We start from the raw sequence: 18,943 nt of genomic DNA, 5'->3' as shown, positions 1-18,943 counted from the left end.
TCCTCGAGCCGGGGCACGCCGAGGAGAACGGGAACGACATGCGCACGGCTGTGATCGGGGCGGTGCTGCTCGTCGTCGGGGCGGTGGCCGTCGTCACGGGGGTCCTCCCGATGGACGCGCTGGGCGAGCTGGTCGAGCGGACGGCGCCGATCCTCGGCTTCGTGGTCGCGGTGACCGTGGTCGCCGAGCTGGCCTCCGAGGCCGGCGTCTTCACCGTGGTCGCCGAGCGCTCCGCCGAGTGGGGCCGCGGGCGGACCGCGGTGCTCTGGCTGCTGGTGGTGGCGATGGCCGTCGTCAGCACGGTGTTCCTCTCGCTCGACACGACCGCCGTGCTCCTGACCCCGGTCGTGGTCCTGCTCGCGGCGCACGTGCGCGTCCCGCCCCTGCCGTTCGCGATGGCCACGGTCTGGCTGGCGAACTGCGCCTCTCTCCTCCTCCCCGTCTCGAACCTCACCAACCTGCTCGCGCAGCGGCGCCTGGGGGTCGAGGGCCCCTTCGCCTTCGCCGCGCTGACCGCGGTGCCCGCGCTCGTCGCGGCCGTCGTGCCCGTGCTGATCCTCGCGATCCGCTACCGGCGCGAGCTGGCCGGGCGCTACACCCCGGGGGAGCGGACGCCGGTGGAGGACCGGGTGCTGCTGGTCGGCGCGGGGACCGTCGTGGCGCTGCTCCTGCCGGCGCTCGTCTCGGGCCTCGAGGTGTGGATCCCGGCGACGGTCGCCGCGGTCGCGCTGATCGTCCTCTTCGCGGTGCGCCGTCCCGCGGCGCTCACGCCCGCCCTCCTGCCGTGGCAGCTCGTCGTGTTCGCGTCGGGCCTCTTCGTGGCGATGGAGGCGGCGCACCAGCTCGGGCTGGGCGCGGCGCTCGCCGTGGTCGCGGGGGAGGGGAGCGGGACGCTCGACCTGCTGCGCCTCGCCGGCTCCGGCGCGGTCGCCTCCAACCTGGTCGACAACCTGCCCGCCTACCTCGCCCTCGAGCCCGTCGCGGCGGATCCGCTCCGCCTGGTCGCCCTGCTGATCGGCGTGAACGCCGGACCGCTGATCACCCCGTGGGCCTCGCTCGCCACCCTGCTCTGGCACCAGAGGCTGACCGCGCTGGGCGTGCACGTCTCGTGGCGCCAGTACGCGCTCCTCGGACTCGTCGCGGTCGTCCCGACGGTGGGCGGAGCGACGCTCGCGCTCGCCCTCGTGCAGGGCTGACCCCCCGTCCCCCGTGCGGGGTCGGCTGATAGCCTCGACGGGCACGACGACGGCTCGACCGACGAAAAGGGACCACCATTCCTCCGCACTCCGCCTCCGCCTCCTCCGCCGCTGACAGGACCGACGCCGGGACCTCGGGAGGGACAGAGCGCAACGCGTTCGTGGTCGTCTCGAACCGCCTCCCGGTGGACCGCGTCGTGGCCGAGGACGGCACCGCGTCCTGGAAGACCTCGCCCGGCGGGCTGGTCACCGCGCTCGAGCCGGTGATGCGCGCGAACGAGGGCGCCTGGGTCGGCTGGCCCGGCGTGGCCGATGAGGAGGTCGCCCCGTTCGTCGACAACGGCGTGCAGATCGTCCCCGTCGCCCTCAGCGCGCAGGAGCTCGAGGACTACTACGAGGGCTTCTCGAACGACACGCTCTGGCCGCTGTACCACGACGTGATCGCGCCCCCGACCTACCACCGCGACTGGTGGGACGCCTACGTGCGGGTCAACCAGCGCTTCGCCGAGGCGGCCGCGGCCGTGACGGAGGAGGACGGCGTGGTCTGGGTCCAGGACTACCAGCTCCAGCTCGTGCCCAAGATGCTGCGGGAGCTCCGGCCCGACGTCACGATCGGCTTCTTCAACCACATCCCGTTCCCGCCCTACGGGATCTTCGCGCAGCTCCCGTGGCGCCGGCAGATCGTCGAGGGCCTGCTCGGCGCCGACGTGATCGGCTTCCAGCGCCAGGGAGACGCGGGCAGCTTCCTCCGCGCGGTCCGGCGCCTGCTGGGCTACGACACCCGCAGCACGGTCGTCGAGGTCCCGGTCGAGGAGGAGGCCGTCGGCGGCACCCGCCGCGTCAACCGCTCGCGGCGCGGGGCGAGCGTGCGCCCGGTCGTCGCCCGGCACTTCCCGATCTCGATCGACTCCGCGTCGTTCGAGGCGATGGCGCGCACCCCCGAGATCCAGGCCCGCGCCGCCGAGATCCGCGCCGAGCTGGGCAACCCCGCGACGATCATGCTCGGCGTCGACCGGCTCGACTACACCAAGGGGATCGGCCACCGCCTGAAGGCCTTCGGCGAGCTCCTGGCGGACGGCCGCCTCACCTCCGAGGACGCGGTGCTGGTCCAGGTCGCGAGCCCGAGCCGCGAGCGCGTGGACACCTACCGGCAGCTGCGCGACGACATCGAGCTGCAGGTCGGCCGGATCAACGGCGACTACAGCACGCTCGGGCACCCGGCGATCAGCTACCTCCACCACGGCTACCCGCGCGAGGAGATGGTGGCGCTCTACCTCGCCGCCGACGTCATGCTCGTCACGGCGCTGCGCGACGGGATGAACCTCGTCGCGAAGGAGTACGTCGCGTCCCGCTTCGACAACGACGGCGTGCTCGTGCTGAGCGAGTTCGCCGGAGCGGCCGACGAGCTCAAGCAGGCCGTGCAGGTGAACCCGCACGACATCTCGGGGCTGAAGGACGCGATGGAGGCCTCGGCGCGGATGCCGCGCGTCGAGCGCACCCGGCGCATGCGCGCGCTCCGTCGCCGCGTGCTCGAGAACGACGTGGCGCGCTGGTCCGAGTCGTTCCTCTCCGCTCTCGCGGAGCACGCGGCCGGCCAGCAGCTCGACGTGCGGCCCGCCGCCCGCGGGCAGGAGGCGCCGCACGGCCAGGAGGCCGAGCACCGCGACGACGCGGCCCACGGACAGGCGGCCGAGCTCGAGCGGGAGGCCGCCGACGACCGCGAGCTCGACGGCGGCGCGCGATGAGCGAGGGAGTGCCCGAGCGGCTCGCGGCGGCGCTGCGGGAGCTCGCCGCGACCGATCGGCTCCTGGTGGCCCTCGACTTCGACGGCACCCTCGCGCCCGAGGTCGACGACCCCGCCCGCGCGCGGGCGCTCCCCGAGGCGCGCGAGGCCGTGCTGCGGCTCCTCGCCCTCCCCGGCACCCGGGTCGCGCTGGTCTCCGGCCGGGCGCTCGGGAGCCTGGAGGAGGTCTCGCAGCTGCCGGACGAGGCGCTGCTGGTCGGCTCCCACGGCATCGAGATCCGCCTCGACCCCGAGGAGGACGCGGTCCGGCTCGACGACGACGAGCTCGAGAAGGTGGGAGTGCTCGAGGACGTCCTGAAGGGCATCGCCCGCGGGATCGACAACGTCTGGATCGAGGACAAGCCGGCCGGCTTCGCCCTGCACACCCGCCTCGCGACCGAGCGCCACAGCCGCGTCGCCCACGTCGTCGCCCTCTCCGAGGCGCGCGCCGAGGTGCAGGGGGTCACCGTCCGCGAGGGGAAGAACGTCCTGGAGTTCTCGGTCCGCTCGACCACCAAGGGCGAGGCCGTGCAGCACCTCCGCCGCTACACCGGCGCGACCGCCGTCCTCTACGCGGGCGACGACGTGACGGACGAGGACGCCTTCGCGGTCCTCGGCTCCGGCGACGTCGGCATCAAGAGCGGCGAGGGCACCACCGCGGCCTCCTACCGGGTCCGCGGTCCCGAGCAGGTCGCGCACGCACTCCGGCTGCTGGCCGACCTGCGCGCGGAGTAGCAGCCCCCTTCCGGCGGTCAGCGCCGGCGGGTCCCGGATCGCCGACTCGCCGAGGACGGCCGTCCGCCGACGCGGGGAGCGGCCGTTCGCGACGAGTCGGAGATCCGCGGGGACGTCCGCATCCGGTGCCGCTGCCGGAGGCCGGGGCAGGAACGGGTGCGCGGGCCGGTCCGGGTCCGCCCGGCGAGCAGGGGCACCGCGCGCGAGGCGGTAGCCTCATCGCATGCCGGAAATCGATTGGAAGCCCCGCTCGCGCACCGTCACGGACGGCATCGAGGCCACGACGTCGCGCGGGATGCTGCGGGCGGTCGGGATGGGCGATGACGACTGGGAGAAGCCCCAGATCGGCATCGCGTCCTCGTGGAACGAGATCACCCCCTGCAACCTCTCGCTCGAGCGCCTCGCGCGCTCCGCGAAGGAGGGCGTGCACTCCGGCGGCGGCTACCCGCTCCAGTTCGGCACCATCTCCGTCTCGGACGGCATCTCGATGGGCCACGAGGGCATGCACTTCTCGCTCGTCTCCCGCGAGGTCATCGCCGACTCCGTCGAGACCGTGATGATGGCCGAGCGCCTGGACGGCACCGTCATGCTGGCCGGCTGCGACAAGTCGCTGCCCGGCATGCTGATGGCCGCGGCCCGCCTCGACCTCGCCGCCGTGTTCGTCTACGCCGGCTCGATCGCCCCGGGCTGGGTCAAGCTCTCGGACGGCACCGAGAAGGACATCACGATCATCGACTCCTTCGAGGCCGTCGGCGGCGTCAAGGCCGGGATCATGTCCGAGGAGGACGCCAAGCGCATCGAGTGCGCCTTCGCCCCGGGCGAGGGATCCTGCGGCGGCATGTACACCGCCAACACCATGGCCAGCGTGGCCGAGGCGCTCGGCATGAGCCTGCCCGGCTCCGCCTCGCCCGCCGCCGCCGACCGCCGCCGCGACTACTTCGCCCGCAAGTCCGGCGAGGCCGTCGTCGAGCTGCTGCGCAACGGCACCACGGCCCGCGACATCCTCACCAAGAAGGCGTTCGAGAACGCGATCGCGGTGGCGATGGCCTTTGGCGGGTCGACCAACGTCATCCTGCACCTGCTCGCGATCGCCAACGAGGCCGAGGTCGACCTCACGATCGACGACTTCAACCGCATCGGCGACACGATCCCGCACATCGGCGACCTCAAGCCCTTCGGCAAGTACGTCATGAACGACGTCGACCGCCACGGCGGCGTCCCGGCCGTGATGAAGGCGCTCCTGGACGCCGGGCTGCTCCACGGCGACTGCCTGACGGTCACCGGGAGGACGGTCGCCGAGAACCTCGCCGCGATGGACATCGCGCCGCTGGACGGCGAGGTCATCCGCACCCTCGACAACCCGATCCACGCGACCGGCGGGCTCACCATCCTCAAGGGCTCGCTCGCCCCCGAGGGCGCGGTCGTCAAGACCGCCGGCTTCGACGCCTCCGTCTTCGAGGGTCCGGCCCGCGTGTTCGAGCGCGAGCGTGCCGCGATGGACGCTCTGACCGAGGGCCGGATCGAGAAGGGCGACGTGGTGGTCATCCGCTACGAGGGCCCCAAGGGCGGCCCCGGCATGCGCGAGATGCTCGCCATCACGGCCGCCATCAAGGGGGCCGGGCTCGGAAAAGATGTACTACTGTTGACGGACGGACGATTCTCAGGCGGCACAACCGGCCTGTGCATCGGCCACATAGCTCCCGAATCGGTGGACGCAGGTCCCATCGCATTCGTTCGCGACGGAGACCCGATTCGGGTCGACATCGCCGCTCGCTCGATCGACCTACTCGTCGACGAGTCCGAGCTCGCCGCCCGCCGAGAAGGCTGGGCCCCTCTCCCTCCGCGCTACACCCGCGGTGTCCTCGCCAAGTACGCCAAGCTCGTCCGCTCGGCAGCCGAGGGCGCCGTCACCGGGTGACCCGGCCCGCTCCGGCCGGCCGCGCACTCGCGTTCCCGGGCACTCGCCTCCGGCTCTGCCCGCCGCCGCACCACCTCCTGAAGGAATCGACACCCGCATGACTCCGGATCCGTCCGCCGTGCAGCCCGCACCGACGCCCCAGCCACCCCGACCCGCCCACGCTCCCGGGGCCGCCCCCGCGGCCGAGGTCCTCACCGGAGCGCAGGCGGTCGTCCGCTCGCTCGAGATGCTCGGGATCGAGGACGTCTTCGGCCTGCCCGGCGGCGCGATCCTCCCGGTCTACGACCCGCTGATGGACTCCTCGAAGATCCGGCACATCCTGGTCCGCCACGAGCAGGGCGCCGGCCACGCCGCCGAGGGCTACGCCTCGGCGACCGGCAGGCTCGGCGTCTGCATCGCGACCTCGGGCCCCGGAGCGACCAACCTGGTCACCGCGATCGCGGACGCCTACATGGACTCGGTCCCGATGCTCGCGATCACCGGCCAGGTGTTCTCGACGCTCATGGGGACCGATGCGTTCCAGGAGGCGGACATCGTCGGCATCACGATGCCGATCACGAAGCACTCCATCCTCGTGACGCGCCCCGAGGACATCCCCTCGGCCCTCGCCTCCGCCGCGCTGATCGCCACCACCGGCCGCCCCGGCCCCGTGCTGGTCGACATCACGAAGGACGCGCAGCAGGACCAGGCGCCGTTCCTCTGGCCGCCGAAGATCGACCTGCCCGGCTACCGTCCGGTCACGAAGGCCCACGGCAAGCAGATCCAGGCCGCGGCCCAGCTGCTGGTCGAGTCGCGGAAGCCGGTGCTCTACGTGGGCGGCGGCATCATCCGCGCCCGCGCGGCCGCCGAGCTGAAGGCGTTCGCCGAGGCCTGCGGCGCCCCCGTGGTGACCACGCTGATGGCGCGCGGAGCGTTCCCGGACTCGCATGAGCAGCACCTGGGCATGCCCGGCATGCACGGCACCGTCCCCGCGGTGCTCGCGCTGCAGGAGGCGGACCTGATCCTCGCGCTGGGCTCGCGCTTCGACGACCGCGTGACCGGCAAGGCGGCGCTCTTCGCGCCCCACGCCAAGGTCGTGCACGTCGACATCGACCCGGCCGAGATCTCCAAGATCCGCACCGCCGACGTGCCGATCGTGGGCGACCTGAAGGACGTCCTCCCGGACCTCACCGACGCGTTCGCCAAGGCCTCCGCCGACGGCCGCGCCGACACCTCCGAGTGGTGGAGCTACCTCAAGGGCCTGCAGACGGAGTTCCCGCTCGGCTACACCGAGCCGAACGACGGCCTGCTCTCGCCGCAGTACGTCATCAAGCGCATCGGCGAGATCACCGGCCCCGAGGGCGTCTTCGCCTCCGGCGTCGGCCAGCACCAGATGTGGGCGGCGCAGTTCATCAAGTACGAGCGCCCCAACTCGTGGCTGAACTCCGGCGGCGCCGGCACCATGGGCTACTCCGTGCCCGCGGCGATGGGCGCCAAGGTCGGCGAGCCCGAGCGCACCGTATGGGCGATCGACGGCGACGGCTGCTTCCAGATGACCAATCAGGAGCTCGCCACCTGCACGATCAACGACATCCCGATCAAGGTCGCGGTGATCAACAACTCCTCGCTCGGCATGGTGCGTCAGTGGCAGACCCTGTTCTACGAGGGCCGCTACTCCAACACCGACCTCAACACGGGTCACGACACCGTCCGGGTGCCCGACTTCGTGAAGCTCGCCGACGCCTACGGCGCGCTCGGCATCCGCGTCACGAAGCCGGAGGAGATCGACGACGCCATCCGTCTCGCCATCGCCACCAACGACCGGCCCGTGGTCATCGACTTCGTCGTCAGCCGCGACTCCATGGTCTGGCCGATGGTCCCGCAGGGCGTCTCCAACAGCTACGTCCAGTACGCCCGAGACCACAGCCCGACCTGGGACGACGAGGAGTAGACCCGCATGACGCACCACGTTCTCTCCCTGCTCGTCGAGGACAAGCCGGGACTGCTCACCCGTGTCGCCGGGCTGTTCGCCCGCCGCGGCTTCAACATCGAGTCGCTGGCGGTCGGTCCGACCGAGCTGGCCGGGCTCTCGCGCATCACGGTCGCCGTGGACGTCGAGGACCTGCCGCTCGAGCAGGTCACGAAGCAGCTCAACAAGCTCGTCAACGTGATCAAGATCGTCGAGCTCGACACCGACCAGTCGGTCCAGCGCGAGCACCTGCTCGTCAAGGTCCGCGTCGACAACGTCACGCGCTCGCAGGTGCTCGAGGCCGTCACGCTCTTCCGCGCCCGCGTGGTCGACGTCGCGACGGACGCCCTGGTGATCGAGGTCACCGGCGACACCGGCAAGACCAACGCGTTCCTGCGGGTGATCGAGCCCTACGGCATCAAGGAGATCGCGCAGTCGGGCCTGCTCGCCATCGGGCGCGGCTCCAAGTCGATCACCGAGCGCGTCTTCAAGAACTGACCGCGAACTCTCCACTACAGAAAAGGACTCACCACGTGACCGAGCTCATCTACGACGCCGACGCCGACCTCTCCATCATCCAGTCCAAGAAGGTCGCGATCGTCGGCTACGGCTCGCAGGGCCACGCGCACGCGCAGAACCTCCGCGACTCCGGCGTCCAGGTCGTCATCGCGCTGAAGGAGGGGTCGAAGTCGACCGCCAAGGCCGAGGACGACGGCTTCGAGGTCAAGAGCGTCGCCGACGCCGCGGCCTGGGCCGACCTGATCATGATCCTCGCGCCGGACCAGCACCAGCGCGCGATCTACAGCGAGCAGATCGCCTCCGCGCTGACCGAGGGCAAGACCCTCGCCTTCGCGCACGGCTTCAACATCCGCTTCGGCTACATCGAGGCGCCCGCGGGCGTCGACGTCATCCTCATCGCGCCGAAGGCCCCCGGCCACACCGTGCGCCGCGAGTTCGTCGCCGGCCGCGGCATCCCGGACATCATCGCCGTCGAGAACGACGCGACCGGCACCGCGTGGGAGACCGCGAAGTCCTACGCGAAGGCCATCGGCGGCACCCGCGCCGGCGTCATCAAGACCACCTTCACCGAGGAGACCGAGACCGACCTGTTCGGCGAGCAGGCCGTGCTCTGCGGCGGCACCTCGCAGCTCGTCCAGTACGGCTTCGAGACCCTCGTCGAGGCCGGCTACCAGCCCGAGATCGCCTACTTCGAGGTGCTGCACGAGCTCAAGCTCATCGTCGACCTCATGTGGGAGGGCGGCATCGCCAAGCAGCGCTGGAGCGTCTCCGACACCGCCGAGTACGGCGACTACGTCTCCGGCCCGCGCGTCATCGACCCGCGCGTGAAGGAGAACATGAAGGCCGTCCTCGGCGACATCCAGAGCGGCGCCTTCGCGAAGCGCTTCATCGGCGACCAGGACGCGGGCGGACCCGAGTTCCAGGAGCTGCGCGCCAAGGGCGAGAAGCACCCGATCGAGGAGACCGGCCGCGAGCTGCGCAAGCTCTTCGCCTGGAAGCAGACCGACGAGGACTACACCGACGGCAGCGTCGCGCGCTAGTCGCACCGCGTCGACCGGGGGAGCCCCGGCCCGACGAGGGACCCGTCCACCGGGATCCCCTCGCCGGGCCGGGGCTCCTCCGCGTCCGGGGCGCGACTACCGCTCGAGCTCGCGGACGAGACGGCGGAGACCGCCCTTCGGCGGGACGAGGACGGGGTCCGGCCACCGGGGCGAGAGGTGGTCGCCGAGCGTGACCCGGCGCAGCTTGCGGCCGACGAGGGGGAGGACCCAGTCGGCGGCCCAGCGGCGCTGCTCGCGCAGCCGCGCGCGGAGGCGGAGCGGCTCGGGGGCGTCCCAGGGCCCGGTCGAGATCGTGTGCGGCACGCCGAGCGTGTCGAGCACTCGGCCGGCCAGGACGCGGTGCCCGCGCTTGGAGAGGTGCATCCGGTCGGGCGACCAGAGCACGGGGGAGTGGAACTCCCGCATCGCCCAGTAGTCGACGAGGATCGCGCCCCGCTCGCGGGCGATCCGGCGGACGGCGCTGTTGTAGAGGTGGTTGCGGCGCAGGAACATCCGCGGGGCGGGCAGTCCCGGGATGTCGACGCCGGTGAAGAGCACGAGGGAGGCGCCGGTGGTCGCGAGCGCGTCGACGAGCGCCTCGTAGCGGGTGATCAGATCGACGGTGTCGGTGCCGAGGTCGAGGATGTCGTTGCCGCCGGCGTACAGCGTGATCAGGGTGGGGCGGAGCGCGAGGGCGGGCGCGAGCTGGTCCTCGGTGATCTGGGCGAGGCGCTTCGAGCGGACGGCGAGGTTCGCGTACTCCCAGCCCGGCTCGGCCTTCGCCAGGCGCTCGGCGACGCGGTCGGCCCAGCCGCGCACTCCGTTCGGCAGGCGCGGGTGCGGGTCGCCGACCCCCTCCGTGAAGGAGTCGCCGAGGGCGACGAAGCGGCGGCGGCGGTCGTCCATCCGCTCAGCCTCGCCCCCGGGGGAGGACGCGGGGTGTCCGCCGGGTGTCGGGGAGGCGGCGGCGGGCTCCGAGCCTCCTGCGAGGTGCGCGCGGCTAGGGTGTTGCGGTGATCGATGGTGGACCGGGCCGCTCCCTGGAGGACGACGACGCGGCGACCCCGCCGGTGGACCGCGGGCCGGACGCCGGCCCGGAGGACGACGCCGACGACGAGGCCCTGGAGTGGGCGGGCGAGGGCGCGGACCCGACGCTCGCCGCGGGGACGGCGCGCGTGCGCCGGACGCCCCGCGCGGTCGCGGGGGCGGGCCCGGCGGACGACGGCTCGGACGACGACGACCCCGAGGTCGAGGACCCCGCCGACGAGGCCGCGTCCTCGTCCGCTCTGCTGATCGCCGCGGGCATCGCGGCCGGCCTCTACCTCCTGTACGCCATCGCCTGGGCGATCACGGCGACGCGGCAGTCGCCGGTCGCCACGGCCGGCTTCGCGGGCGATGCGCTCGGCGGCGCCCTCTACTCGCTCGGGCTCTGGCTGGCGGTCCTGGCGCCGCCGGTGTGGTTCGCCGTGGCGCTCCTCGCCACCCGCGACGCCCGGGTGCGCATCCGCGTGCTCTGGCTGGTCGCCGGACTCGTCCTCCTCGCTCCGCTGCCGTTCCTGAAGGGGGCCTGATGACCGACTCGACCCGGGCCACCCTCGGCGGGACCGGCCGGCGCGACCGGCCCGGCCGGCGCCTGGCCGCCTCCGTCCTCGTCGCCGTGGTGTTCGCGCTCTTCTTCGCCTGGGACGTCTGGGAGGCGGTCGGCAACCTGATCGGCCTGCGCAGCTACGCGGCCTCCCTCGGCACCGACCTGAATCCGACGGGCTGGGCGGTGCTCCTGCTCGGCCTGGTGCTGCCGGTCGCCTGCTTCGTCGCCGCCGTCCTGCTCGGGCGCCGCCGGGGGCTCCCGGCGCGCGTCGGACTGCTCGCGGCGGCCCTCTGCGTCTCGGCGGCGCTCTCGCTCGACGTGCAGCTCGTCCTCGGCGTCGAGAGCCTGGTCTCGCTGAGCTGACCGGCGGCGTCACACGGCGCGGCGCGCGCGCACCCCTCCGCTACAGTGACGGGGGGCTGCCGACGCCCCCGCCTCGGTGCCCGCTCCGTCCCCTCTCCGAAGGAAGCGCCTCTCGTGACAAAGCCGGTCGTCCTGATCGCCGAAGAACTCTCGCCCGCCACCGTGGACGCGCTCGGTCCCGACTTCGAGATCCGCTCCGTGGACGGCACCGACCGCCCGGCGCTGCTCGAGGCCCTCGCCACGGCGCACGCGATCCTGGTGCGCTCCGCGACGCAGGTCGACGCGGAGGCGATCGCCGCGGCCCCCTCGCTCCAGGTGATCGCCCGCGCCGGTGTGGGCCTGGACAACGTCGACATCACCGCCGCGACCGCCGCGGGCGTCATGGTCGTGAACGCGCCGACCTCGAACATCATCTCGGCCGCCGAGCTCACCGTCGGCCACATCCTGAGCCTCGCCCGCCACATCCCCGCCGCCCACAGCGCGCTCGCGCAGGGCCTCTGGAAGCGCTCGAAGTACACGGGCGTCGAGCTCTACGAGAAGACCGTCGGCATCATCGGCCTCGGCCGCATCGGCGCGCTGATCACCGCGCGCCTGCAGGCCTTCGGCGTGAACGTCGTCGCCTACGACCCCTACGTGACCAGCGCCCGCGCGCAGCAGCTCGGCGTCACGCTCCTCTCCCTGGAGGAGCTGCTGGCCGAGAGCGACTTCATCACGATCCACATGCCGAGGACCCCCGAGACGACGGGCATGATCTCGGACGATCAGCTGGCGCTGATGAAGCCGTCGGCGTTCATCGTGAACGTGGCCCGCGGCGGCCTCATCGACGAGGACGCGCTGCACCGCGCGCTCGTCGCGAAGACCATCGCCGGCGCCGGACTCGACGTGTTCGTCAAGGAGCCGCCGACCGGATCGCCGCTGCTCGCCCTCGAGAACGTGGTCGTCACTCCGCACCTCGGGGCCTCGACCGACGAGGCGCAGGAGAAGGCCGGCGTCTCGGTCGCCCGCTCGGTGCGCCTGGCGCTCTCGGGCGAGCTCGTGCCGGACGCCGTGAACGTCGCCGGCGGCGTGATCGACGAGTACGTGCGCCCCGGCATCCCGCTGGTCGAGAAGCTCGGCCAGGTCTTCTCGGGCCTCGCGGACTCGCCGGTCACCTCCATCGACGTCGAGGTGCGCGGCGAGCTGGCCGGCTACGACGTGAAGGTCCTCAAGCTGGCGGCTCTCAAGGGCGTGTTCACCAACGTGGTCTCGGAGACGGTGTCCTACGTCAACGCGCCGGTGCTCGCGGAGCAGCGCGGCATCGAGGTGCGCCTGATCACGGAGCCGGTCTCGGACGAGTACCGCAACGTGATCACCCTGCGCGGCGCGCTCTCGGACGGCTCGCAGATCTCGGTCTCGGGCACGCTGACCGGCACCAAGCAGGTCGAGAAGATCGTGGCGATCAACGGCTACGACGTCGAGGTCCCCCTCGCGAAGCACCTCGTCGTCATGAGCTACGTCGACCGCCCCGGGATCGTCGCGGTCTACGGCCGCGAGTTCGGCGACGCCGCGGTCAACATCGCGGGCATGCAGATCGCGCGCACCGAGGCGGGCGGCAAGGCGCTCTCGGTGATCACCATCGACTCCCCCGCCCCGGACGGCCTGCTCGAGAAGGTCCGCGTCGCGATCGACGCCGACCTCATGCAGGAGATCGACATCACCGAGCAGTGAGCACCCGGCGGTTCGCTCAGGTCGACGTCTTCGGCGCCGCGCCGTTCCGGGGCAACCCGGTGGCGGTCGTCGTCGACGGCGACGGCGTGGGCGACGCCGCGATGGCGGAGTTCGCGCGCTGGACGAACCTCTCCGAGACGACCTTCCTCCTCCGCCCGAGCGACCCCGCGGCCGACTACCGGCTGCGGATCTTCACGCCGGGCGGGGAGCTGCCCTTCGCCGGGCACCCGACCCTCGGGAGCGCGCACGCCTGGCTCGCGGCCGGAGGGACGGCCCGCGCGGCGGGGGAGCTCGTGCAGGAGTGCGCCGCGGGTCTCGTCCGACTGCGGGTGACGGAGGAGGGCATCGCCTTCGCCGCCCCTCCCCGCCGGCGGACCGGACCGGTCGACGAGGCGACGCTCGAGCGGGTGGCCGCGGCTCTGCGGATCCCGCGCGCGGAGATCCTCGACCACGAGTGGGTCGACAACGGTCCCGGCTGGCTGGCCGTGCGGCTCGCGTCGGCGGAGCAGGTCCTCGCGCTGCGGCCGGACCAGGCTCTCCTCGCCGGGCTCCCCGTCGGCGTCGTGGGCGAGCATCCGGCGGGAGGCGAGTGCGCGGTCGAGGTGCGGGCGTTCATCCCCGACGCCGGTGTGTCCGAGGACCCGGTGACGGGGAGCCTCAATGCGGGGATCGCCCAGTGGCTGATCGGCAGCGGCGTGCTGCCCGAGCGCTACACGGCCGCTCAGGGGGCGGCGCTGGGCCGCGCCGGGCGCGTGCGCGTCGAGAGCACGGACGGCGCGATCTGGATCGGCGGTGCGACGGTGACCCTGATCGACGGGGTCGTCGAGCTGTAGCGGGTCCGCCGGGGCGGCGCGGCTCAGCTCCCGAGGAGGCGCTGGACGACCGCGAGGACGTCCTCGGCCTCGCCGCGCGACTGCGAGCCCGTGGGGAGCAGGGCGGAGTTGTAGTAGAGCCCGTCGCTCATCAGGACGATCGCCCGGGCGACGAGCGGGTCGCCCACGGCGTCGGCGACCACCTCGTTCCAGCTGTCGTGGATCCGCGCGAGGCCGCCGCTGGCGCGCTCGTCGTGCCCCTGCGCGATGCGCGACACGGCGAGGATCGTGCGGTCGAAGGCCGAGTCGGCGGCGAAGGAGGTGCGCAGCAGGTAGGCGACCACGCCCTCGGGAGCGGCGAGGCTCTGCGCGACGTCCGCCTCCCGCCGCGCGTCGAGGCGCTGCAGGAGCCCGTCGACGAGGGCGTCCTTCGAGGGGAAGTGGTAGAGCAGCCCGCCCTTGGAGACTCCGGCCTCGCGGGCGACGGCGTCGAGGGTCGCGGCGCGCTCGCCCTGCTCGATGAGGAGCTGCTCGAACGCGTCGAGGACGCGGTCGCGGGCGGGGGCAGGAGGCACGGCGACCATCCTACGGCGGATCAGTGTCGACTGTACCGGCTGGACGGTATACTCTCTCCGTTCTCCTCTGAAAGGTCGTCCCCGTGTCCGCGCGCACCGCTCCCGTCTCCACCCACGACACCGCCGGCGCCGCCGACCGGGTCGGGCGACGCGCCTGGGTGGCGCTCGCGGTGCTGATGCTCCCGGTGCTGCTGGTCTCGGTCGACAACACGGTGCTGAACTTCGCGCTCCCCTCGATCGCCGAGGATCTGGGGCCCTCCGGCACCGAGCTGCTGTGGATCGTCGACGCCTACCCGCTGGTGCTCGCGGGCCTGCTGGTGGCGATGGGCAGCCTCGGCGACCGCGTCGGGCGGCGGCGCCTCCTGCTGGTCGGCGCGGTCGGCTTCGCCGCCGTCTCGGTCGTGGCCGCGTTCGCTCCCACCGCCGCGGCGCTCATCGGCGCCCGCGCGGCACTGGGCTTCTTCGGCGCGATGCTGATGCCCTCGACGCTCTCGCTCCTGCGCAGCGTCTTCCCCGACCGCGACCAGCGCCGCCTCGCGATCGCGATCTGGGCGACCGGCTTCGCCGTGGGCTCGGGCATCGGCCCGCTGGTCGGCGGCGTGCTGCTCGAGCACTTCCCCTGGGGGTCGGTGTTCCTGCTCGCGGTGCCCGTGCTGCTCCCGCTGGTCGTCCTGGTGCCGATCCTGGTGCCGGAGTCGCGCGACCCGCAGCCCGGCCCGGTCGACGTGGTCAGCATCCTGCTGTCGCTGGCGACCATGGCGCCGGTCGTCTACGCGGTGAAGTCCTTCGCCGAGCACGGGATCGACGCGGTCGGCGTCGCGGCGCTCGTCGTGGGCGTCGTCTCGGGAGTTCTGTTCGTCCGCCGCCAGCAGAGCCGGGCCTCGCCGATGCTCGATCTCTCGCTCTTCCGCCGCGGCTCGTTCAGTGCGGCGATCGTGGTCAACCTCCTCAGCGTCACCGCGCTGGTCGGCGGGCTCTTCTTCCTCTCGCAGCACCTGCAGCTCGTGGTCGGGCTCTCGCCCCTGGAGGCGGGTCTCGTGCTCGTGCCGGGCCTCGCCGTGATGATCCTGGCCGGGCTCGGCGTGGTGCCGATCGCGCGCCGCGTCGCTCCGCGCCTCGTCGTCCCGGCCGGACTGCTGGTCTCGGCCGTCGGGTACATCCTGCTGGCCCTCGGCAGCGGGGCGCCCGGAGGAGCGTCCGCGCTCACCGTCGCCGTCGCCTTCGCGTTCCTCGGCCTGGGCATCGGTGCGGCCGAGACGGTGTCGAACGAGCTGATCCTGGCCAACGCGCCCGCCGACAAGGCCGGTGCGGCCTCCGCCGTCTCCGAGACCGCCTACGAGCTCGGTGCCGTCCTCGGCACCGCGACGCTCGGCACGGTCCTCACCGCCGTGTACCGCGGGGGAGTCGTGCTGCCCGAGGGCCTCGACGCCGCGCAGGCGCAGCGGGCCGGGGAGACCCTCGGCGGCGCCGTCTCGGTCGCCGGCGAGCTGCCCGCCGACTCCGCCGCGAGCCTCGTCGCGTCGGCGAGCGCGGCGTTCGACTCGGGCGTCGGCTGGTCGGCCTGGCTCGGTGTCGTCCTCGTGCTGGCCGCCGCCGCGGTCGGCGCCTGGCGCCTCCGCCGGAGCTGACGCTCCTCCTCTCCTCCCGAGGGAGGCCGCCCGGGACGCGCAGCGCCTCCCGGGCGGCCCTCGCCAGCCCGACGGGGCGCGTGCCCCGGACCGCGGCGCGGGCGGGCCGCGAGTACGCTGGGGGGACTCCGACCCCGTACGCCTGAGGACCGCCATGCCCCGCACCGTGAAGCTCGCCGTCATCCCCGGAGACGGGATCGGGCCCGAGGTGACCGCCGAGGCCGTCAAGGTCCTCGACGCCGTCACCGCCGACTCCGACCTGGTGCTCGAGACGACCACCTTCTCGCTCGGCGCCGCCCGCTACCTCGAGACCGGCGACGTCCTCACCGACGAGGACCTCGCGGCGATCGCGGGGCACGACGCGATCCTCCTGGGCGCCGTCGGCGGAGCACCGGGGGACCCGCGCCTCCGGGACGCGAACATCGAGCGCGGGCTGCTCCTGCGGCTGCGCTTCGAGCTCGACCACTACGTCAACCTGCGGCCCACCCGTCTCTACGCGGGCGTCGCCTCGCCGCTCGCGGCTCCCGGCGAGGTCGACTTCGTGGTCGTCCGCGAGGGCACGGAGGGGCCCTACGTCGGCACCGGCGGCTCGATCCGGCAGGGCACCCCGCACGAGGTCGCCAACGAGGTGTCGGTCAACACCGCCTACGGCGTCGAGCGCGTCGTCCGCCACGCGTTCGAGCTCGCCCGCACGCGCCGCTCCCGGCTGACGCTCGTCCACAAGACGAACGTCCTCGTCTTCTCCGGCTCGCTCTGGAAGCGGATCGTCGACGAGGTGGGGGCCGCCTTCGAGGACGTGGCCGTCGACTACCTCCACGTGGACGCCGCCACGATCTTCCTCGTGACCGACCCTGCTAGGTTCGACGTCATCGTCACCGACAACCTCTTCGGCGACATCCTGACCGATCTGGCCGGCGCGATCAGCGGCGGCATCGGACTCGCGGCCTCGGGCAACATCAACCCCGACGGCGCGTTCCCCAGCATGTTCGAGCCGGTCCACGGATCCGCGCCCGACATCGCCGGACGGCAGCTCGCCGACCCGACCGCCGCGATCCTCTCGGCCGCGATGCTGCTGGACCACCTCGGCCGGAGCGACGAGGCCGCCCGCGTCACCGCGGCCGTGACCGCCGACATCGAGTCGCGCGACGGCACCCCGCGCTCCACGGCCGCGATCGGCGACTCCGTCGTCGCCCGCCTCCGCTGATCCCCCGCAGAAGGACACCACCACGATGAGCACCGACTCCGCCCCCGCCGACCTCGCCTTCGAGGTGACCGCCGCCCCCGCGCCCCGCTCCGCCGAGGAGCGCGCCCGGATCCTCGCGAACCCCGGCTTCGGCATGCACTTCACCGACCACATGGTCGGCCTCCGCTGGACCCGCACGGACGGCTGGCACAGCGCCCGCGTCGAGCCCTACGGCCCGCTCGCGCTCGACCCCGCCGCCGCAGTCCTGCACTACGCGCAGGAGATCTTCGAGGGGATGAAGGCCTACCGCCACGAGGACGGCTCCGTCTGGACCTTCCGCCCGGAGGCGAACGCGCGCCGCCTGCAGCGCTCGGCCCGCCGCCTCGCGCTGCCGGAGCTCCCGACGGACCTCTTCGTCGAGTCGCTGCGGCAGCTGATCGCGGTCGACGGCGACTGGGTCCCCTCGGAGCCGGAGACCAGCCTCTACCTGCGCCCGTTCATGTTCGCGCAGGAGGCGTTCCTCGGCGTGCGCGCGGCCGAGGACGTCGGCTACTACGTGATCGCCAGCCCCGCCGGCGCCTACTTCTCGGGCGGCGTCGCCCCCGTGTCGATCTGGCTCTCCACCTCCTACGCCCGGGCGGGCAAGGGCGGCACGGGAGCGGCGAAGACGGGTGGCAACTACGCCTCCTCCCTCCTCCCGCAGCAGGAGGCCTACAGCCACGGCTGCGCGCAGGTCCTCTTCCTCGACTCGCAGGAGTCGCAGTGGATCGAGGAGCTCGGCGGCATGAACGTGGTGCTGGTGAAGAAGGACGGCACGCTGGTCACCCCGGAATCGGACTCGATCCTCGAGGGCATCACGCGCGACAGCGTCCTGCAGCTCGCCGAGGACCGCGGCCACCGCGTCGAGCGGCGCCGCGTGAGCATCGACGAGTGGCGCGACGGAGTGGCCTCCGGCGACGTGGTCGAGGTGTTCGCCTGCGGGACCGCCGCCGTGATCACCCCGATCGCCGAGCTCAAGGGCGAGGGCTTCTCCGTCGGCCGCGAGGGCGCGCCCGCCGGGGAGCTCACGATGTCGCTCCGCGAGGAGCTGACCGGCATCCAGTACGGACGCCGCGAGGACACGCACGGATGGATGACGAGGCTGGACGCATGAAGATCGCACGATTCGCCACGCAGCGCGACGGGGACAACGGGGGAGCGATCCACTTCGGGATCGTGGACGAGGACGACCTGGTCGTGCTCGCCGGCGACCCGATGTTCGCCGGGTTCGACACCACGGGGGAGCGCATCCCGATCGCGGAGGCGAAGCTCCTCGCGCCGGTGATCCCGCGCTCCAAGATCGTCGGCATCGGGAAGAACTACGCCGACCACGCGGCCGAGATGGGCGGCGACGCCCCGGCGGAGCCGCTGGTGTTCCTCAAGCCGAACACGTCGGTCATCGGCCCGGACGAGGCGATCGTCCTCCCCGAGGACAGCCAGCAGGTGGAGTTCGAGGGCGAGCTGGCGATCGTGATCGGCGCCGTGGCCCGCAACGTCCGCGCGGAGGACTACGAGGACGTGGTCTTCGGGTACACGATCGCCAACGACGTCACCGCGCGCGACCTCCAGCGCTCCGACGGCCAGTGGGCGCGGGCGAAGGGCTACGACACCTTCTGCCCGCTCGGCCCGGTCATCGAGACCGAGTTCGTCTGGAACGAGAGCGCGATCGAGACGCGCGTCAACGGGCGCGTGCAGCAGTCGGGCAGCACCGGCGACATGATCCACGGGGTGCCCGAGCTCGTGGCCTACGTCTCGCGCATCTTCACGCTGCTCCCCGGGGACGTGATCCTCACCGGGACGCCCGCCGGCGTCGGGCCGATCGCGAACGGGGACACCGTCGCGGTGGACGTCGAGGGCATCGGCACGCTGTTCAACCCGGTGGTCGTCCGGCGCTGAGCCCGGGCCCTCC

At 72.8% G+C, this 18,943-nt stretch carries 17 protein-coding genes; 15 read left to right on the top strand and 2 right to left on the bottom strand.

The genetic code is table 11. The features are described from left to right. Window positions 1–38 precede the first annotated feature (38 nt). The 7 genes from C5C44_RS06815 to ilvC all read left to right on the top strand — a co-directional run bounded on the left by C5C44_RS06815 (window position 39) and on the right by ilvC (window position 9,139). Window positions 39–1,196: an SLC13 family permease gene (locus tag C5C44_RS06815; protein WP_104223545.1), complete on the top strand. Its 1,158-nt coding sequence runs from the start codon at window positions 39–41 to the stop codon at window positions 1,194–1,196. A 161-nt stretch (window positions 1,197–1,357) separates the two neighbouring features. Beyond that, complete coding sequence (locus C5C44_RS06810) at window positions 1,358–2,941, top strand: trehalose-6-phosphate synthase (RefSeq protein WP_104250140.1); 1,584 nt, start codon at window positions 1,358–1,360, stop codon at window positions 2,939–2,941. Then, window positions 2,938–3,714 (top strand): trehalose-phosphatase, encoded by a 777-nt coding sequence (gene otsB, locus C5C44_RS06805; protein WP_104250141.1) that lies wholly within the window; start codon window positions 2,938–2,940, stop codon window positions 3,712–3,714. Before C5C44_RS06810 ends, otsB begins: the two co-directional genes overlap by 4 nt. 223 nt (window positions 3,715–3,937) lie before the next feature. Next, window positions 3,938–5,632 carry a dihydroxy-acid dehydratase gene (ilvD, locus tag C5C44_RS06800; protein WP_104250142.1) on the top strand — a complete coding sequence of 565 codons (1,695 nt, stop codon included), beginning with the start codon at window positions 3,938–3,940 and terminating at the stop codon, window positions 5,630–5,632. A gap of 97 nt (window positions 5,633–5,729) precedes the next feature. After that, on the top strand, window positions 5,730–7,562 hold the full coding sequence (locus tag C5C44_RS06795) for an acetolactate synthase large subunit (protein WP_104226247.1): 1,833 nt from the start codon (window positions 5,730–5,732) through the stop codon (window positions 7,560–7,562). Between the two features lie 6 nt (window positions 7,563–7,568). Next, complete coding sequence (ilvN, locus tag C5C44_RS06790; RefSeq protein WP_104223540.1) at window positions 7,569–8,078, top strand: acetolactate synthase small subunit; 510 nt, start codon at window positions 7,569–7,571, stop codon at window positions 8,076–8,078. Window positions 8,079–8,113: 35 nt separating this feature from the next. Then, window positions 8,114–9,139 (top strand): ketol-acid reductoisomerase, encoded by a 1,026-nt coding sequence (gene ilvC / locus C5C44_RS06785; RefSeq protein WP_104223539.1) that lies wholly within the window; start codon window positions 8,114–8,116, stop codon window positions 9,137–9,139. A 96-nt stretch (window positions 9,140–9,235) separates the two neighbouring features. Here the strand turns inward: ilvC and C5C44_RS06780 are convergent, their stop codons facing one another. Next, on the bottom strand, window positions 9,236–10,045 hold the full coding sequence (locus tag C5C44_RS06780; protein ID WP_104223538.1) for an SGNH/GDSL hydrolase family protein: 810 nt from the start codon (window positions 10,043–10,045) through the stop codon (window positions 9,236–9,238). Between the two features lie 107 nt (window positions 10,046–10,152). On the opposite strand from C5C44_RS06780, the gene C5C44_RS06775 reads away from it, so the two are divergent. From C5C44_RS06775 to C5C44_RS06760, 4 genes are all read left to right on the top strand, one after another. Beyond that, a complete protein-coding gene (locus C5C44_RS06775) occupies window positions 10,153–10,710 on the top strand; it encodes a hypothetical protein (RefSeq protein WP_104335575.1) in 558 nt (185 codons plus the stop codon). Beyond that, window positions 10,710–11,090, top strand: a complete 381-nt coding sequence (locus C5C44_RS06770; protein WP_104335574.1) for a hypothetical protein — start codon at window positions 10,710–10,712, stop codon at window positions 11,088–11,090. The genes C5C44_RS06775 and C5C44_RS06770 overlap by 1 nt, the downstream gene beginning before the upstream one ends. Before the next feature lie 114 nt (window positions 11,091–11,204). Further along, window positions 11,205–12,797: a phosphoglycerate dehydrogenase gene (serA, locus tag C5C44_RS06765; RefSeq protein WP_104223535.1), complete on the top strand. Its 1,593-nt coding sequence runs from the start codon at window positions 11,205–11,207 to the stop codon at window positions 12,795–12,797. Then, window positions 12,794–13,630, top strand: a complete 837-nt coding sequence (locus C5C44_RS06760) for a PhzF family phenazine biosynthesis protein (RefSeq protein ID WP_104268716.1) — start codon at window positions 12,794–12,796, stop codon at window positions 13,628–13,630. The genes serA and C5C44_RS06760 overlap by 4 nt, the downstream gene beginning before the upstream one ends. Before the next feature lie 23 nt (window positions 13,631–13,653). On the opposite strand, the gene C5C44_RS06755 is transcribed toward C5C44_RS06760, so the two are convergent. Continuing rightward, complete coding sequence (locus C5C44_RS06755; protein ID WP_208543367.1) at window positions 13,654–14,193, bottom strand: TetR/AcrR family transcriptional regulator; 540 nt, start codon at window positions 14,191–14,193, stop codon at window positions 13,654–13,656. 74 nt (window positions 14,194–14,267) lie between these two features. Between C5C44_RS06755 and C5C44_RS06750 the strand changes: the two genes are divergently transcribed. The 4 genes from C5C44_RS06750 (at window position 14,268) to C5C44_RS06735 (ending at window position 18,930) form a co-directional block, all read left to right on the top strand. After that, window positions 14,268–15,812 (top strand): MFS transporter, encoded by a 1,545-nt coding sequence (locus C5C44_RS06750; protein ID WP_258066683.1) that lies wholly within the window; start codon window positions 14,268–14,270, stop codon window positions 15,810–15,812. 154 nt (window positions 15,813–15,966) lie between these two features. Then, complete coding sequence (locus C5C44_RS06745; RefSeq protein ID WP_104257252.1) at window positions 15,967–17,016, top strand: 3-isopropylmalate dehydrogenase; 1,050 nt, start codon at window positions 15,967–15,969, stop codon at window positions 17,014–17,016. A gap of 25 nt (window positions 17,017–17,041) precedes the next feature. Then, window positions 17,042–18,148, top strand: coding sequence for a branched-chain amino acid aminotransferase (locus C5C44_RS06740; RefSeq protein WP_104226252.1), 1,107 nt, complete (start codon window positions 17,042–17,044; stop codon window positions 18,146–18,148). Then, the gene (locus C5C44_RS06735) at window positions 18,145–18,930 is read left to right on the top strand and encodes a fumarylacetoacetate hydrolase family protein (protein WP_104247446.1); all 786 of its coding nucleotides are present in this window, start codon (window positions 18,145–18,147) and stop codon (window positions 18,928–18,930) included. The genes C5C44_RS06740 and C5C44_RS06735 overlap by 4 nt, the downstream gene beginning before the upstream one ends. Window positions 18,931–18,943 lie beyond the last annotated feature (13 nt).

This window comes from Rathayibacter sp. AY1F6 (assembly GCF_002932035.1).
GTDB lineage: Bacteria > Actinomycetota > Actinomycetes > Actinomycetales > Microbacteriaceae > Rathayibacter.
Note: the sequence above shows the minus strand (reverse complement) of the source record. Positions and strands in the feature narration are given on the sequence as shown.